The following is a 15909-nucleotide window of genomic DNA, read 5'->3' as shown; positions in this document are numbered from 1 at the left end:
GGAGTCGCCTCGACATGACCATTGCCCCCGTCGCCGCCAACACGCTGCCGCACCTCTTGCCGACCTGCGCCAACGCGCGGATCGCGCTGTTCGCGATGCGTCGCATGGGCGCCCACGGCCTTGCCGATGCGCGCGCCGCCCATGTCCTGTTCACCAGTTTCGGCGAAGCGTTCCGCCGTCCGCTGACGCTGATGCGCGCCCTGATGGCCGATCTCGCCGCCGCCTCGTCGGACACGATCGCGATCGCGCCATGCTGCTGCCCGCGCGCAACCTCGGCGGAGGCGGCGCTCGTCACGATCCTCGCGCGCGTCGAAACCGCGCCCGACGCCGCCCGCATCCTGATGAGCGACCTGCTTGGCATCCGCCGCGTCGATGGCGTCCTCGCCAGCGCCGCCGCGGTCGCGATGGCGTTCGCCGACGAAGGGCGCCCGATCACCGGCTAGGGCGTCGCGGCCGCCTCCGCCCCCGGCTGCCGCACCCGCTCCACCACGAAGCCCTTGCGCCACAGGATCCACAACAAGATCAGCCCCGGCAGCGCGACCACCATCGTCAACAGCCAGAACCCCGGCCATCCAAGCGCCGTCGCGGCATAGCCCGACGGGGTCGACAGCCACGTCCGGCCCACCACCGCGAACGAGGACAGCAACGCGAACTGCGTCGCGGTATAGGCCAGGTTCGACAGCCCGGACAGATAGGTGACGAACACCGTCAGCCCGATCCCGCTCGTCACCTGCTCGGTCGCCACCGCGATCACCAGCCAGGTGTTCGAATGCCCCTTCATCGCCAGGATCGCGAAGGTCGCGTTCGACAGCATCATCATCACGCCCGACACGAACAGCGCGCGCCCCATCCCCAGCCACGCCATGAACGGCGCGCCCAGCGCCGCGCCGATCATCAGCCCCCACAGCCCGACGACCTTGTTGATCGCGACGAATTCGGTGTCGGTGAAGCCCAGCTCGACGATCATCGGGTTGAGCATCCCCTGCCCCATCGCGTCGCCCAGCTTGTAGAGCAGCACGAACGCGAGGATCAGCACCGCCCCGCGCCGCTGGAAGAATTCGCGGAAGGGCCCGATCACCGTATCCTGCAACCACCGCGCGCCCCGCGCCGCATCCGCGCGCGCGACCAGCCGGTCGTGCAGCCCCGGCCCAACCAACAATGCCGCGATCATTCCAGGCAGGATGCAGAACGCGGTCAGCCCGTATCCGATCGCCCAGCCGAGCCCCAGCCCCTCTGGCGAGGCGATCGCGATCGTGCCCACGCCGGCGATCAGGTTGCCGGTGCGATAGCCGAACTGGTTTGTCGCGGTGCCATAGGCCAGTTCGTCCTCGGGCAGGATCTCGATCCGGTACGCGTCGATCACGATGTCCTGCGTGGCGGACAGGAACGCGGTGACGATCGCCCAGAACGCGAAGACGCCCAGATGCAACTGCGGCTGGCTCGCGCCCAGCATCCACACCGCGCCGAACAGCAGCGCCTGCACCACGAACAGCCACGCGCGACGCTGGCCGAACAGCGCGGTCAGCCCCGGCACCTTCAGCCGGTCGATCAGCGGCGCCCACAGGAATTTGAGCGTATACGGCGTCGTCAGCCCGATCGCGAACCCGATCGTCTTCTTGTCGATCCCCACTTTCGCCAGCCAGAACGTCATCGTCGCCAAGAGGAGCGTCAGCGGAAACCCGCTCGAGATGCCCAGCATGAAGGTCGCGAGCGGACGCGGGCGAAGATAGGGCCGCATCGTAGCGAGGATACCGCCCCGCGCCACCGGTTCGTTCGTCAATGCCACGCTCCCACCCGATCCAGGCGGCGGACCCTAGCCGGAAACGCGCGCAACGTAAGCCCCGGCAACACGGGTGGTCCCGGCACTCTTCGTCATCCCAACGAAAGCCAGTATTTTTGCGAGACTGGGTAGTCCGCCTGACCGTGAGAGATCCCAGCTTTTGCTGGGATGACGAAGGGGGACGTGTCCTCGTCCGAAAGACAGCCCCTGCCGATCAAGGCAGACGTCAGCCCCTTCGCAACGCCCTCAAACTGCCTTGGGCTCGAACAGCGTCATCCCCGAAGGCAGGCGTTTGGGCCGCTTCCCCTCCAGCATCATCTCGATCGCGCCGATCGCGCCGAGCAGGTCGCGCTGCGCATAGGGCTTGGCGAGGCACCCGGCCGCGAACGACTGCGCCTCGACCGGACATGCCCCGGTGACGAACAGCACCGCGATCCCCCGCGCATGCGCCGCGCGCGCGACATCCACGCCGCTGCCGTCCGCAAGGTTGACATCGACCAGCACCAGGTCGATCGACTGCCCGCCATCGATCACCGCGACCGCGTCCGCCACCCGGTCGACCGTCGCCACCACCTCGTAATCGTCGTCCGACAGCAGATGTTCGGTATCGAACGCGATCAGCGGCTCGTCCTCGACGACGAGCAGCCGCGTGATCCGCCGCTTCTTCTTTCCGAACAACATCGCTTACTCCGCGGCCAGAAGGGGCCTGCGCTCGTTACGCATCCGTCCGTAACGCCCCTGTGTCGAAAGCGTCGCAAATAATTTCACCCCGGCACGAGAACGCATGTATCAGCGCGAAATGGCCCCCCCCCCCACCGATCCGCGCGCCGGAGACCGTATCGCCAAGCTGCTCGCACGCGCCGGCATCGCCTCCCGCCGGGAGATCGAGCGCATGATCGAGGAGGGCCGCGTCGCGGTCAACGGCGTCACCGTCTCGACGCCTGCGACGCTGTTGACCTCGCTCGCCGGCGTCACCGTCGATGGCGACCCGGTCGCTGCGCCCGAGCCGACGCGGTTGTTCTTGTTCCACAAGCCCACCGGCGTGCTGACCGCGGAGCGCGATCCCAAGGGTCGCGCGACGATCTACGACCGGATGCCCAAGGACCTGCCCCGCCTCGTCCCCGTCGGCCGCCTCGATCTCGCGACCGAGGGGCTGCTGCTGATGACCACCGACGGCGGGCTCAAGCGCCAGCTCGAACTCCCCGCCACCGGGGTCGAGCGCGCCTATCGCGCCCGCGCCTATGGCGACGTCACCCAGCCCCAGCTCGAGGCGCTGATCGAGGGCGTCGAGATCGAGGGCGTGCGCTACGGTTCGATCGACGCCAATATCGAGCGTCGCACCGGCGCGAACGTGTGGATCGAGATGGTGCTGCGCGAGGGCAAGAACCGCGAGGTCCGCCGCGTCCTCGAATTCCTCGGCCTTCAGGTCAGCCGCCTGATCCGCACCCGCTATGGCCCGTTCGTCCTCGGCGACCTGCCGCCCGGCGCGATCGGGGAGGTGCGCGCGCGCGACCTCGAGACGTTCGTCGCGACGCTCGGCAAGGGGCGCGGCAGCACCGATCAGCTCCCCCCGATCACCGCGGGTGCCAACCAGACGCGCGACCGCCTGTCCTCGGGCACGCCTGCCGAGCCGCGGCCGATGCGCGGCGCGCCGGTCGCCCCCAATGCCCGCCGCGGCGCCGCCCGCACCGGCGCACCCGCCGTCGCCGACACGCGCAAGCCGGTGCGGGCCGCAACCCCGGTCGCAAAACCCGCAACGCGCATCTCGCGCCAGACCGCTGCCGAGCGCGAGCTCGAGACGATCGTCCACACCCCCCGCCCCGACAAGCCCAAGCGCCTCGCCGGCTGGGCGAAGGCCAAGCCCCCCACCGGCCCGAAGCGCGCCGGCGGCAAGAAGCCGGGCCCGCGAAAGACTCCCCGCTGATGAGAATCGTCTCCGGCCAATGGCGCGGCCGCGCCATCGTCGCGCCCAAGGGCGACGCGACGCGCCCCACCGCGGACCGGACGCGGGAGGCGCTGTTCTCGATGCTCGCCAGCCGCGTCGGCAGCTTCGACGGGCTGGCGGTGGCGGACCTGTTCGCGGGCTCGGGCGCGCTTGGGCTCGAGGCGCTGTCGCGCGGCGCCGCCACCTGCCTGTTCGTCGAGCAGGACAAGCCCGCGCTCGATTCGTTGCGCACCAACATCGCGAAGCTCGGCGCGACCGGCACCGACGTTCGCGCCACCTCCGTCCTCGCCCTCGGCCCGGCGCCCGCCGCGCTCGACATCGTGATGATGGACCCGCCCTACGGCACCGGCGCGGGTTCGGTCGCGCTCGACAAGCTCACCCGGCTCGGCTGGATCGGCCCCGCCACCTGGGTCAGCATCGAAACCGCCAAGTCCGAGGAGATCGCCCTCGAAGGGTTCGAGGTCGACGCGACACGCGTCTATGGCAAGGCCCGCCTCACGCTGCTGCGCGTCGCGGGCTGATCGGTCATACGGGCCTGGCCCGCCGCAACAGCGCCAGCCCCACCCCGCTCAATATTCCGGCCGCGACCAGGTACAGCCCGACGATGGCGATTCCCCCACGCTCGACCAGCGCCTGCGCCGCGATCGGTGCAAGCGCCCCGCCGACGATCCCGCCCGCGTTGAAGGTCACCGACACGCCCGTATAGCGCACCCCCGACGGGAACAGGCTCGGCAGCCACCCGCCGAGCGGACCATAGGCGAACCCCATCAAGGACAGCGCCAACGCCAGCCAGAGAAAGACCACAAACAGAGATCCGCTCGCCAGCATCGGCCCCATCAGCACGCCAGCCAGCGCGCAACCGACGAACCCGATACGCAGCATCCCCGCCGCCCCGCGCCGGTCCGCCGCCACACTCGCGACGACGATGCCCCCCGCCAGAAACAGGATCGCGACCAGTTCGACGCCGAGGAACGCCTGCCGCGAATAGCCGAGCACCGTCGTCCCGTATCCCAGCGCGAACGCGGTCGCGAGATAGAAGAGCGAGAAGCACGCGACCACGCCCAGCGTCCCCGCCACCACTTCGCGCGTGTGCCCCGCGAACAGCGTCGCGATCGGCACCTTGGGCAGTGCCTCGGCCTTCGCCGCCGCGGCGAACTCCGGCGTCTCGGTCAGCTTGAGCCGTACCCACAGCCCCAGCGCCACCAGCACCGCGCTCGCAAGGAACGGCACCCGCCATCCCCAGTCCCGGAACTGCGCATCGTCGAGCAGCAGCCCAAGCAACAGGAAGAATCCGTTCGCCGCGATGAACCCCACCGGCGCGCCGAGTGGCGGGAACATCCCCCAGCGGTTCTTCCACCCCTCGGGCGCATTCTCCACCGCCAGCAGCGCCGCCCCGCCCCACTCGCCCCCCAGCCCCAATCCCTGTCCGAATCGCAGAACGCACAGCATCAGCGGCGCCCACCAGCCGACCTGCGAATAGGTCGGCAGGAACGCGATCCCGACGGTCGACCCGCCCATCAGCAACAGCGAGGCGACCAGCGTCGACTTGCGCCCGACGCGGTCGCCGAAATGCCCGAACGCGATCGCCCCTACCGGCCGCGCGACAAAGGCGAGCCCGAACGTGGCATAGCTCAGCAGCAACTGCGCCGATGCGCTGGTCGAGGGAAAGAACAACGGCCCGAACACCAAAGCGGCGGCGGTGGCGTAGATATAGAAGTCATAGAATTCGACCGCGGTGCCGACGAGGCTGGCGGTCAGGATGCGGCGGGGGGAAGCGCTCATGCACGGCGTGTCCACCGCGCATGCTTCAAGGTCAACGGTTCGTCGCATATTTCGCGAATGAGACGCAATTCGCTTTCCCCGACACATTCTGGTTACAGTTCGCCGCCATCAGGGGTCCGTCGCCGCTCTTTCCCCCCTGTGGCGGCGACATCTGGTCGGGTTTCTCCCCTGTTGCCCGGCCACCCCGAACTGCGGGGCGGTCCTTTCCCCTAAGGGCCGCCCCGATTTTTCGTGGCAGTACGCCGGCGCGGAAGTTGCCGAAGTTGCCGCCACATATGGGCGAAAATCCCCGCGCGTGAAAAGCGTGGGACGCCGATGTCGCGTCGGCGGATCGCGCGAGAGCGGTACGGGTCGGCGGCATGGATCGATCCTAGATCAGGGCGGCGTTGTAGGACAGCGCAACGGCGCGACGCGCCCTTGCCCGCAGATCGTTCCGCGATGATTCCAGAAGGGTAAACGGTCGCGGCGAGCGGCGACCCGGACCAGGATGAGACGGCTACGGGTTCGTTTGCGGGACTGCCGGGGCGGCAGGAAGCGTCCAGCCGACGCCGTTGAATCAGGCCGCCACGCCATCTTGGAAGGCCGTCGCTCGATGCGTGCGAGCGTTCGGCTACCTGCACCCTCGGACCATATCGGTAGCCAGCTACCGTCCCGATGATCTGCTGGAGCACCTTCGCGCCGGTATGCGGAAATGCTGGTGCCCGACCCTAAGTCGCGGCCGGTCGCGCCGTTTGCCGTCCGACGAGTGCCGACCAGCCCGCGGCGACGACCGCCACGCCGGCTGCAAGCCCGACCGCCATCAACGCCGGCAACGGCTGCGTCCCCACGCTGATGAAAACCCCGCGCCAGGCCTCGCTGGCAGCAATCGTCTCGAACCCGATGATCTGGACGACGATCACGCCCAGCGCCACGGCCCAGGGCCGACCGACGCGAACGTCGCCGCGCCAGAGCCAAAGCGCGACGATCGCCGCCACGAGATTGGCAAGTTGCACGCCCCATCCGAAGAGCAGGAAATCCTGCGGGCCACGGATGATGATCCCGGGCACCGTCTGGTTGAACACGCGGCCGAAGACGGGGCTGACCAACGGCAGCGCGCTCGACAGCATATATCCCGCGTGCAGCCGTACGTTGCGTCGATGCCGCAGCGCCAGCCCGACGCCGTAGAGCACGGCCCCGAGAGCGAGCAGGTCGATGAATGCGAGTTGCGCTCCCCAGATCGCGTAGAAGGGATCGCCGCCGACCGTCCCGGCGGCCATGGAGTGGATCACACCCATCGACCCGACGGCGAAAAGGGGCAACGCGACGAACGTCGCCTTGCCCAGGGTTCGATGCACGGCGATCTGCGCGCGGTGTGGCGTCCAGCTTTGCGCAAGCAGCAGCAGCATCCACACGCCCGCCGTGACGCCGTGGATATGAAAACCGGCCGAAGCAGCAAATAGCCGGCCGAAGTAACTGCGCCAGAAGGCAAAGATCGTCGCAGCTATCAGCGCGAGAAGGAACAGCCAGGCCTTGCGATACGGCACACATTCCCCCCGGAACTTCGATGACCTTCCCCAAGGTCACGACCGCGCCGATGCTATCATTGCGAACGGGGTGTGTCCATTGGCCACCCGAGGCCCGGATCAGGGACTTCGACGTTGCGACGACCGTACGGATTTTCGTCGGCCAGAACCGCGGCATGTCGTGGGCGACATACTGGTGCGCCCGCGAGACCTACGGCAGTGGCGCCAGCGAGACGGCGCTGAAATCGATCGTCTGCATGGCAGTAGCGGACCGTTCGTCAGATCCCCGCCGCCCGCGTCGCGCTCAGCAACAGCCAGTACAGCCCGCCCGACAGCGCCATCGCGACCGGCAGCGTCAGCAGCCACGCCGCCGCGAGCTGGACCACCGTCCGCGCCTGCAGCCCCATCCCGCTCGCGACCGAGGCGCCGGCGACGCCCGAGGACAGGATGTGCGTCGTCGATACCGGCAACCCGAACCGGTCCGCCGCCAGGATCGTCCCCGCCGCGACCAGTTCCGCGGTGGCGCCCATGCCATAGGTCATGTGCTGCTTGCCGATCCGCTCGCCGACGGTGACGACGATCCGCCGCCAGCCGATCATCGTCCCCAGCCCCAGCGCGATCGCGACCGCGACCTTGACCCAGAGCGGAATGAACCGCGTGCCCCGCTCCAGCCGCGACTGATAGTCCTTGAGCGTCGTCACCTCGGCTTCCGAGAACCGCCCGCCGGGCTTCGCGGTCGCGGCGCGCGACGCGTCGAGGACGAGGTACATGTCGTTGCGGATGTTGGGGGTCGCCGCCGCGGGCACCGCACCCAGCGAGCCATAGCCTGCGACCTGCCGCGCCAGCCCGCCCGACAGCGTGGCGATCGCACCATAGGCCTGCGGCGTGTCCGCGTGCCGCTGTTCCAGCGCGCGCGTCAGCACGGTGCGCGCCTGCGCCACGGGCACCACGACCGACGTCTTGCGCGCGAACACCTGCGCCGCGGCGTCCGCACTGGCGACGAAGGCGGGCGTCTCGCTCGCGGGCAGCGTACGGTTGAGTGCGTAGGCGGTCGGCGCGCAGCCGATCAGGATCAGCATGATGAGGCCCATGCCCTTCTGCCCGTCGTTCGATCCGTGGCTGAACGACACCGCGGTGCAGGTGAAGACCAGCAGCGCGCGGATGCCGCGCGGCGGCGGCGCGTCGCCCTCCGGCGCGCGAAACAGCCTGGGGTTGCGCGCCACCGCCTTGAGCACGAACATCAGCAGCAGCGCCGCACCGAACCCGATCAGCGGCGCCATCCACAGCCCGGTCAGCACCTTGCTCACCTGCGCCCAGTCGACCCCCGAGGTGCCGCCCGCGCCACTGCTCATCAGCTGGTTCGCGAAGCCCACGCCGAGCACCGATCCGATCAGCGTATGGCTCGACGAATTGGGCAGCCCGACGAACCAGGTCGCCAGATTCCAGATCACCGCCGCCAGCAGCAGCGCGAAGATCATCGCATAGCCCGCGCTCGACCCGACGTGGAGGACGAGATCGACCGGCAGCAGCGTGACGATCGAATAGGCCACCGCGCCGCTCGACGCCATCACGCCGAGGAAGTTGAACACGCCGGACCACACCACCGCGACCTGCGCGGGCATCGCATGCGTATAGATCACGGTCGCGACCGCGTTGGCGGTGTCGTGGAACCCGTTCACGAACTCGAACCCCAGCGCGATGACGAGCGCGAGCCCGAGAAACAGGAACGCCCCCAGCGCCAGCCGCTCCCCGACCTGGCTGGTGTCCGCCGCGATGCTGAACCCGGCATAGGCCAGCCCGCCGAGCACGACGCCGAGGAAAACCCAGCGCGCGGCGGGATGATGCGGATGATCGAGCCGCGGACCGCGAGCGAGCGAGGCCGGCGACTCGTCGCCGGGCGAAATGGTGGTTGCCATGATGAAAGCGCTCATCCGCTTCCAGGGTGACAGTTTGATGACGTTACGGCTTCGGCACGATCCCGCCGAGCGCCGCCGCCATCATCGGCACCACGGTGTTGAGCGCCTTCATCGGCCGGATCATCACCTTGAAACGCGTGATTCGCCCGGCGGGGTTCCAGGCGATGATGTCGACGCCGTTGCAATGGATGCCGTCCAGCTCGCATTCGAACTCGAGGACCGCGGAGGCCTGACCGCGCCACTCGTCGACGTAACGGAACGTCGGATTGCCGAGCACCTGCGCCGCCGCGGTCAGGTATGTCATCGTGATCGCCTTGCCCCGCTGCGGCGTATGTACCGCGGGGCTCTGGAACACGACGTCGTCGTCGAGCAGGTCCGCCAGCGCCGCCGCGCTCGGCGCGTGCATATAGGCGTGCCAGCGTGCGATGGGATCGGTCACGCGTCCATACCCGGATAGGTCGCGAACCGGGGCAGCGACGAGAGAGCGCCCGTCCATGCGGCCTCGTCCTTCACCATGATGTGCGCGCCGGGCGGCATCGCGTCATAATCGTCGAGCGTGCCCGAATGGATATCGACGATGCCCGGCAAGGTCTCGGCATTGCGATAGAACAGCCCGGTCCCGCAAACACCGCAAAACGACCGTCGCCCGCTGTCCGACGAGGCGTAGACCGAGGGCTGCCCGGTGACGATTACGTCGACGTCGCGAAACGCGATCCATCCGACCATCGGCGCGCCGGACCAGACGCGGCAGTCGCGGCAATGACACAATGCGTGATGCTGTGGCTCGCCCGTCGCCTCATAACTGATCGCGCCGCAATGGCACCGCCCGGTCACGATCATGACACCCTCCCGTTGCTTTTTTGTTCCAAAGAGGCTCCCACGATTCGTGCCCGAACGCAAGCGGGGCAAGGCCGCGATCGGCCCCGCCCCGCCCATGATACGAAACGATGTGTCAGCGCATCGCGACACCGAGGCTCGCGAGGCGCTGTGGTGCGGCGACCGCGGCGACCGCGGCGAGCTTGGTCGCGGCATCGGCGTGCATCTCGCGACGACAACGCTCCGAATCGCGACGCTCGATCAGTTGCGTCCCGTGCGTCGCGCACGCACGCGACACCGCAAGGCGTAGCCGCGCGTCGAGCACGCGCCGCCCCTCGGCGCTCGCCAGATCGAGCCCGGCATAGGTGACGCGCGCGGTCACCGGCTCGCGGGTTTCCGCTTCGGCGGGGACAGCGAACGGGCATGCGAAGGCGATCGCCGCGATCGCGGCGTTACGGATGGAAAACATCGACAAGGACTCCTGGCTGGATTGGCCCGGCGGATCGGCCGGCGCGACGCCCTGCCTCTGCCGGGCCGGCTGCCGCGTGCCGGCTGGTGCCGACGAGTCGGGCGCTAGCCGCGCCAGATTGCGCCCGCGGGACAGCTTCGCGACGAATCGATGACGCGGCATCGAACTTGCCCCGGTCGTCCGCGTTCCCTACCTGTTCGTCGGTGACCGATATTGCCCGCCAGAACAGCCCGCTCGCCGACCCGCCCTATCTGCGCGGGCTCAACCCGCCGCAGCACGAGGCGGTGACGACCACCGACGGCCCCGTCCTCGTCCTCGCGGGCGCGGGCACGGGCAAGACCGCGGCGCTCACCGCGCGGCTCGCGCACCTGCTGTTCACGCGCAAGGCCTGGCCGTCGGAGATCCTGTCGGTCACCTTCACCAACAAGGCCGCGCGCGAGATGCGCGAGCGCGTCGGCCGGCTTGTCGGTGACGCGGTCGAGGGGATGCCGTGGCTCGGCACCTTCCACGCGATCGGCGCGAAGATGCTGCGGCGGCATGCCGAGCTGGTCGGCTTGCAATCGAACTTCACGATCCTCGACACCGACGACCAGTTGCGGCTGCTGAAACAGCTGATCCTTGCCGCCGACATCGACGAGAAGCGCTTCCCCGCGCGGTCGCTCGCCGGGCTGATCGACGAGTGGAAGAACAAGGGCCTCACCCCGCGCGACGTCGATGCGGGCGAGAGCGAGCGCTACGCCAACGGTCGCGGCGGCGAGCTGTACGAGCGCTACCAGGCGCGGCTGATCGCGGTGAACGCGTGCGACTTCGGCGACCTGCTGCTCCACGTCCTGACGATCCTGAAGATGCACCGCGACGTGCTGGAAACCTACCAGACGCGCTTCAAGTACATCATGGTCGACGAGTATCAGGACACCAACAGCGTCCAGTATCTCTGGCTCCGCCTCCTCGCGCAGGAGCGCCGCAACCTGTGCTGCGTCGGCGACGACGACCAGTCGATCTATTCGTGGCGCGGCGCGCAGGTGGAGAACATCCTGAAGTTCGAGAAGGACTTCCCCGGCGCCAAGGTGATCCGGCTCGAACAGAATTACCGTTCCACCCCGCATATCCTCGGCGCGGCGGGCGGGGTGATCGCGCACAATGGCGGGCGGCTCGGCAAGCAGCTGTGGACCGAGTTGGACGTCGGCGAGAAGGTCCGCGTCATCGGCGTGTGGGACGGCCCCGAGGAAGCGCGCCGCGTCGGCGACGAGATCGAAGCCGCGCGCCGCGGCGGCACTGCGCTCGACGATGTCGCGATCCTCGTGCGCGCACAGCACCAGACGCGCGAGTTCGAGGACCGGTTCATTGCGATCGGCATGCCCTATCGCATCGTCGGCGGTTTCCGCTTCTATGAGCGCGCCGAGATCCGCGACGCGCTCGCCTATCTGCGCGTCGTCAACCAACCCGCGGACGACCTCGCCTTCGAACGCATCGTCAACACCCCCAAGCGCGGGCTGGGCGACAAGGCGGTGGCGAAGATCCACCAGCTCGCGCGCGCCACCCGCTCCTCGCTCACCACCGCCGCCGCGCGCATCCTCGACACCGACGAGCTGACCCCGCAGGCCAGGCGGGCGCTCGGCAACCTCGTCGGCGACATCGCGCGATGGCGCGACATGGCGAGCACGCTGCCTCACCCCGAACTCGCGCGGCAGATGCTCGACGAGAGCGGCTATACCGCGATGCTTCAGGCCGAGAAGTCGGTCGAGGCCGCGGGACGGCTCGAGAATCTCTCCGAACTCGTCCGCGCGATGGAGGAATACGAGACGCTCGGCGCGTTCCTCGAGCATGTGAGCCTCGTCATGGACAAGGAGGGCGGGCGGCAGGATCCGCAGGTGACGATCATGACGATCCACGCCGCCAAGGGGCTCGAATACGATACCGTCTTCCTCGTCGGCTGGGAGGAAGGGCTGTTCCCCTCGCAGCGCGCGATCGACGAGGGCGGCACGCGTTCACTGGAGGAGGAGCGCCGCCTCGCCTATGTCGCGATCACCCGCGCGCGCAGGCGGGCGACGATCCTCCACGCGGCCAACCGCCGCATCTACGGCCAGTGGACGTCGAGCCTCCCCTCGCGCTTCGTCGGCGAATTGCCCGCCGAACATATCGAGAGCGAGACGACGATGTCAGGCGGCGAGTCGCTGTGGCGCGCCAACTGGACCGACCGCGCCGATCCGTTCGCCGACGTCGCCCGCGGCACCGGCCGCGGCCCCGGCTGGCAGCGCGCGGCGGGCGGCGCCTCGACCTTCACCACCGCGCAGTCCCGCGTGGTGGAATCGCGGGCCAGCGCGATCAGCCTCGGCAACAAGGGCCGCGACGACATGAAGGTGGGCCTGCGCGTCTTTCACCAGAAGTTCGGCTATGGCGAGATCGCTGAGATCGAGGGCAACAAGCTGGAAATCGATTTCGAGAGCGCGGGGCGCAAGCGGGTGATGGATTCTTTCGTTACGGTGGGGTGATAGATGGCCGCATGCGAGCGTACGGATGTTAAAATGGTGATGTTTGCAGAGGCTTCAGTTTCAGCCTTCTACGCTCCTGCGCAACGATATCGTTCAACTTGTTCTTGAAGGCGTCAGGATCAGATATAAGCGGCAACAGGGGTGCGGCGTGTGCAATGACCCGTTCATCGGTTAAGCCATGCAAGAAGTCACTCGCCTCTTCGAGCCTGCCGATCAGCGCTGAGGCAATGCCAGCTTCATAACCCCACCAACTCGGCCCCATCCGATCTGGGCTATTTCGCGCACGTGCCGCAGAAAATTCAGCGATGGCGCGAAAAGATGAGAAACGCTCCTCTATCGCCAAGGCGTTGGCGCGAGCGGTCTTTGCGACGTCAATTGTTGCCTGTCTAAACTGATCTTCGGTTTCGAACTCCACATGACAATTGGAGGAAACGGCTTCGTTGAAGCTCATGAAACCAGCACCAGTCCAGAGCCAGTGAGCGGCATTCATCAGGGATACGCTCTTCGACCATCTACTTGGCGTAAACTCCACCACGTTGAGCCACGAGCCGCGATCAGCAAACCACAGGCGAGACCGGCCCTTCCGACGAAAACCGAGCGCCGCCAACTCGGCGCTCGCAGCGTTGGCAATGACCTTGCTATGAATCTCATTCATGGACGCGACGTTAAACCCTGTGCCCGCTTCCAACCAGAGACTGATAGCCGTCCACACCAAATCCCGTTCAGGAACGATACGCCTACGAAACCGTATCGACTCGCGTGCCCGGCACAGGCCGGGTCAGTCGAAAGGCCCGTCCCCCATGTTCACCCGTATCCTCGCCGCCGCCACGCTCGCCGCGATCGCTCCGCTCGCGCTCGCCGCCGCGCCCGCCGCCGCGCAGACCTCCGCCGCCGATGCGCGCTTCCGCACCGCGCAGGAGCGGTTCGATCGCGAATACCAGATCTATCGGCAGGAGGCGGATCGCTACCAGGCGGTGCGCAGCAGCTATGCGGATCCCCGGGCCGATCCGCGCTACCAGAACGTCGATCCCCGCTACGCCCCGCGCGTCGCCGATTCGCGCTATGCCGACAACGGCTATGACGACGAGGCCTATTACGATCCCCGCACCGACTACCGCGCGGGCAGCCAGTATCGCGAGCGCGTGCTGGGCAACGACGAGCGCGTCTATGCGGGCACCGACGGCCGCTATTACTGCAAGCGCAACGACGGCACGACCGGGCTCATCATCGGGGGCGCGGCCGGCGGGATCCTCGGCAACGTGATCGACGGCGGGCGGTCGCGGATCGTGGGGACGCTGCTCGGCGGCGCGGCGGGCGCGCTGGCGGGCAAGTCGATCGACCAGAACGGGACCGGCAACATCCGCTGTCGGTGACGGCGGAGCGCCACCGACCCTCGTCACCCCGGACGTGATCCGGGGTCCAGCTTCTTGCTTCGCGGCTGACACAAGCGGGACCCGGGCTCAAGGCCGGGGTCCCGGCTGGGCGATGATCCGGCGCAGCGTCTCCGCCGACGGACGCTATTCCGGCTCGACCGCCATCAGCGCGACGCCATCGTACTTCGCATCGGTCGCGTCGAACAACTCGCTCGCCCGGAACCGACGCGCGGTCAGCCGCAGCGGGGCGAGGCCCGCCAGCTTGAACGTGCTGATCTTGGCTTCCTTGGGCGGCTTGCCGTCGCGCTCCAGCGTCAGCGCGTCGACATAGAGCTCGTCGTGCCGCGTGTAGAGCACATGCGGCGCCAGCGTCACCGCGCCGCGGTTGTAGGTCGCGGCGACCGCGATCTGCTTGACGATCGCCTCGAGGATGATCGGGGCGGCGCCGGGTGCCGGGGCCGCGCGGGGCGCCTGATCGGTGGAAGTCATGCGCCGTCCTGTACCAAAACACGCTGCATCGCAGCAAGCGCAATACGACGAACGCCTTTTCGCTCGCGCCGTACACCGCGTCCCGGCATGATACCGCGATGACCGCGCTCACGATCCCCCAGGCCGAAACCCTTTCGCGCGACGGGATCGCCGCATTACGCGCCGGCGACGCGCGCACCGCGCTCGCGCGGCTTGCGGCGGTGCGCGACAACGCTCCCGACGGGTTCCCCCGCCCGTGGTTTCTGATCGCGCAGGCCTGCCGCATGCTGGGCGACATGTCGGGCGAGGAAACCGCGCTCGAGGCGCTGCTCGCGGTCGAGACGCGGCACCTGGCGGCGATGCTGATGATGGGCGACGTCAAGGCGCGCACGGGCGACGATCGCGCCGCGACGAACTGGTATCGCGCCGCGCTCAACGTCGCCGCGGTGCCGGGCGCGACCGTCCCGCAACAGCTGCACCCGATGCTGTCGCAGGCGCAGACGTTCCTCGCCGAGGCCACCCGGCGCTTCGCCGCGCATCTCGATGCCGGGATCGCCGCGACCGGGCTCGCCACCGACCTCGACGGCGCGCGGCTCCGCCAGTCGCTCGACCTGCTGCTGGGCCGTAGCGAGCTCTATCTCCAGCAGCCCTCGGTGTTCTACTTCCCCGGCCTGCCCCAGCGCGCCTTCTACGAACGCTCCGAGTTCGCGTGGCTCCCGGCGATCGAAGCCGCGACCGACGCGATCCGCGCCGAGCTCGCGACCGCCGACGCCGCCTTCGCCCCCTATGTCGTCCAGGCCGCGGGTCGCCCCGCTCCCGCCAACCCGCTGCTCGACGACCCGAGCTGGAGCGCGCTCTACCTGTGGCGCGACGGCGCCGAAACCAAGGAGGCCGCGCGTTTCCCGGCGGCGATGGCCGCGCTCGCACACGCGCCGATGCCGCGGGTCGCAATGCGCTCACCCGCCGCGCTGTTCTCGCGGCTGACCCCCGGCACCCATATCCAGCCGCATCACGGGCTACTCAACACCCGGTTGATCTGCCACCTGCCGCTCATCGTCCCGCCCGGCTGCGCGTTGCGCGTCGGCGCGGAGACGCGCGCGTGGCAAGAGGGCGAGACGCTGATCTTCGACGATTCGTTCGAGCACGAGGCGTGGAACCGCGGCGAAGGCACGCGCACCGTCCTGCTCTTCGAAGTCTGGCGCCCCGAGATCACCCAAGCCGAACGCACCGCGCTGGCCCGGATCTTCGAGACGATCGACACCTATCAGGGCGCGGCGACCGACGCGGGGTAAGGCACACTTCCTCGTTCGTGCTCGGCTTGTCGAAGCACTGCCGTTATTCTGCGACATCAAAAAAAGGCAGCCCT

16 protein-coding genes are annotated in these 15909 nt (G+C 68.4%); 6 read left to right on the top strand and 10 right to left on the bottom strand.

From position 1 onward, the window contains the following. Nucleotides 1–14: 14 nt before the first annotated feature. Entirely contained in the window at nt 15–443 is a 429-nt protein-coding gene (locus ACV7NO_RS09335; RefSeq protein WP_463405731.1) for a DUF6628 family protein, read from the top strand. Here ACV7NO_RS09335 and ACV7NO_RS09330 read toward each other — a convergent pair. Together ACV7NO_RS09330 and ACV7NO_RS09325 are read right to left on the bottom strand one after the other, a co-directional pair. Next, complete coding sequence (locus ACV7NO_RS09330) at nt 440–1780, bottom strand: AmpG family muropeptide MFS transporter (RefSeq protein WP_463405730.1); 1341 nt, start codon at nt 1778–1780, stop codon at nt 440–442. The genes ACV7NO_RS09335 and ACV7NO_RS09330 overlap by 4 nt on opposite strands. A 246-nt stretch (nt 1781–2026) precedes the next feature. After that, entirely contained in the window at nt 2027–2461 is a 435-nt protein-coding gene (locus ACV7NO_RS09325) for a response regulator (protein ID WP_463405729.1), read from the bottom strand. 118 nt (nt 2462–2579) lie between these two features. Between ACV7NO_RS09325 and ACV7NO_RS09320 the strand changes: the two genes are divergently transcribed. Together ACV7NO_RS09320 and rsmD are read left to right on the top strand one after the other, a co-directional pair. After that, on the top strand, nt 2580–3704 hold the full coding sequence (locus ACV7NO_RS09320) for a pseudouridine synthase (RefSeq protein ID WP_463405728.1): 1125 nt from the start codon (nt 2580–2582) through the stop codon (nt 3702–3704). Continuing rightward, nucleotides 3704–4246 carry a 16S rRNA (guanine(966)-N(2))-methyltransferase RsmD gene (rsmD, locus tag ACV7NO_RS09315; protein ID WP_463405727.1) on the top strand — a complete coding sequence of 181 codons (543 nt, stop codon included), beginning with the start codon at nt 3704–3706 and terminating at the stop codon, nt 4244–4246. The genes ACV7NO_RS09320 and rsmD overlap by 1 nt, the downstream gene beginning before the upstream one ends. A 4-nt stretch (nt 4247–4250) precedes the next feature. On the opposite strand, the gene ACV7NO_RS09310 is transcribed toward rsmD, so the two are convergent. The 6 genes from ACV7NO_RS09310 to ACV7NO_RS09285 form a co-directional block, all read right to left on the bottom strand. Beyond that, nucleotides 4251–5507 carry an MFS transporter gene (locus tag ACV7NO_RS09310; protein WP_463405726.1) on the bottom strand — a complete coding sequence of 419 codons (1257 nt, stop codon included), beginning with the start codon at nt 5505–5507 and terminating at the stop codon, nt 4251–4253. A 707-nt stretch (nt 5508–6214) separates the two neighbouring features. Next, complete coding sequence (locus tag ACV7NO_RS09305; protein ID WP_463405725.1) at nt 6215–7030, bottom strand: hypothetical protein; 816 nt, start codon at nt 7028–7030, stop codon at nt 6215–6217. 257 nt (nt 7031–7287) lie between these two features. After that, the gene (locus tag ACV7NO_RS09300) at nt 7288–8925 is read right to left on the bottom strand and encodes an inorganic phosphate transporter (protein ID WP_463405724.1); all 1638 of its coding nucleotides are present in this window, start codon (nt 8923–8925) and stop codon (nt 7288–7290) included. A gap of 43 nt (nt 8926–8968) precedes the next feature. Beyond that, a complete protein-coding gene (locus ACV7NO_RS09295) occupies nt 8969–9364 on the bottom strand; it encodes a nuclear transport factor 2 family protein (protein ID WP_463405723.1) in 396 nt (131 codons plus the stop codon). After that, nucleotides 9361–9765 carry a GFA family protein gene (locus ACV7NO_RS09290; RefSeq protein ID WP_463405722.1) on the bottom strand — a complete coding sequence of 135 codons (405 nt, stop codon included), beginning with the start codon at nt 9763–9765 and terminating at the stop codon, nt 9361–9363. Before ACV7NO_RS09290 ends, ACV7NO_RS09295 begins: the two co-directional genes overlap by 4 nt. Before the next feature lie 112 nt (nt 9766–9877). Then, entirely contained in the window at nt 9878–10210 is a 333-nt protein-coding gene (locus ACV7NO_RS09285; protein WP_463405721.1) for a UrcA family protein, read from the bottom strand. A 203-nt stretch (nt 10211–10413) separates the two neighbouring features. Between ACV7NO_RS09285 and ACV7NO_RS09280 the strand changes: the two genes are divergently transcribed. Next, nucleotides 10414–12702 (top strand): ATP-dependent helicase, encoded by a 2289-nt coding sequence (locus ACV7NO_RS09280; protein ID WP_463405720.1) that lies wholly within the window; start codon nt 10414–10416, stop codon nt 12700–12702. A 28-nt stretch (nt 12703–12730) separates the two neighbouring features. On the opposite strand, the gene ACV7NO_RS09275 is transcribed toward ACV7NO_RS09280, so the two are convergent. Continuing rightward, a complete protein-coding gene (locus ACV7NO_RS09275) occupies nt 12731–13357 on the bottom strand; it encodes a hypothetical protein (protein ID WP_463405719.1) in 627 nt (208 codons plus the stop codon). 145 nt (nt 13358–13502) lie between these two features. Between ACV7NO_RS09275 and ACV7NO_RS09270 the strand changes: the two genes are divergently transcribed. Then, entirely contained in the window at nt 13503–14075 is a 573-nt protein-coding gene (locus ACV7NO_RS09270; RefSeq protein ID WP_463405718.1) for a glycine zipper 2TM domain-containing protein, read from the top strand. A 144-nt stretch (nt 14076–14219) separates the two neighbouring features. Here ACV7NO_RS09270 and ACV7NO_RS09265 read toward each other — a convergent pair whose 3' ends face one another. Further along, nucleotides 14220–14564 carry a hypothetical protein gene (locus ACV7NO_RS09265; RefSeq protein WP_463405717.1) on the bottom strand — a complete coding sequence of 115 codons (345 nt, stop codon included), beginning with the start codon at nt 14562–14564 and terminating at the stop codon, nt 14220–14222. Between the two features lie 98 nt (nt 14565–14662). On the opposite strand from ACV7NO_RS09265, the gene ACV7NO_RS09260 reads away from it, so the two are divergent. After that, nucleotides 14663–15835 (top strand): aspartyl/asparaginyl beta-hydroxylase domain-containing protein, encoded by a 1173-nt coding sequence (locus ACV7NO_RS09260; protein WP_463405716.1) that lies wholly within the window; start codon nt 14663–14665, stop codon nt 15833–15835. The last annotated feature ends 74 nt before the right edge of the window (nt 15836–15909 follow it).

This window comes from Sphingomonas sp. Ell38C01 (assembly GCF_055231975.1).
The sequence above is the reverse complement of the archived record's forward strand: the minus strand, read 5'-3'. Positions and strand labels throughout refer to the sequence as shown.

Bases quoted from the DNA above. Each gene is read 5' to 3' on its own strand.
- ACV7NO_RS09270 (WP_463405718.1), top strand. From the start codon at position 13,503: ATGTTCACCCGTATCCTCGCCGCCGCCACGCTCGCCGCGATCGCTCCG.
- ACV7NO_RS09320 (WP_463405728.1), top strand. From the start codon at position 2,580: ATGGCCCCCCCCCCCACCGATCCGCGCGCCGGAGACCGTATCGCCAAG.
- ACV7NO_RS09285 (WP_463405721.1), bottom strand. From the start codon at position 10,210: ATGTTTTCCATCCGTAACGCCGCGATCGCGGCGATCGCCTTCGCATGC.
- ACV7NO_RS09290 (WP_463405722.1), bottom strand. From the start codon at position 9,765: ATGATCGTGACCGGGCGGTGCCATTGCGGCGCGATCAGTTATGAGGCG.
- ACV7NO_RS09275 (WP_463405719.1), bottom strand. From the start codon at position 13,357: ATGAATGAGATTCATAGCAAGGTCATTGCCAACGCTGCGAGCGCCGAG.
- ACV7NO_RS09310 (WP_463405726.1), bottom strand. From the start codon at position 5,507: ATGAGCGCTTCCCCCCGCCGCATCCTGACCGCCAGCCTCGTCGGCACC.
- rsmD (WP_463405727.1), top strand. From the start codon at position 3,704: ATGAGAATCGTCTCCGGCCAATGGCGCGGCCGCGCCATCGTCGCGCCC.
- ACV7NO_RS09300 (WP_463405724.1), bottom strand. From the start codon at position 8,925: ATGGCAACCACCATTTCGCCCGGCGACGAGTCGCCGGCCTCGCTCGCT.
- ACV7NO_RS09260 (WP_463405716.1), top strand. From the start codon at position 14,663: ATGACCGCGCTCACGATCCCCCAGGCCGAAACCCTTTCGCGCGACGGG.
- ACV7NO_RS09335 (WP_463405731.1), top strand. From the start codon at position 15: ATGACCATTGCCCCCGTCGCCGCCAACACGCTGCCGCACCTCTTGCCG.
- ACV7NO_RS09265 (WP_463405717.1), bottom strand. From the start codon at position 14,564: ATGACTTCCACCGATCAGGCGCCCCGCGCGGCCCCGGCACCCGGCGCC.
- ACV7NO_RS09325 (WP_463405729.1), bottom strand. From the start codon at position 2,461: ATGTTGTTCGGAAAGAAGAAGCGGCGGATCACGCGGCTGCTCGTCGTC.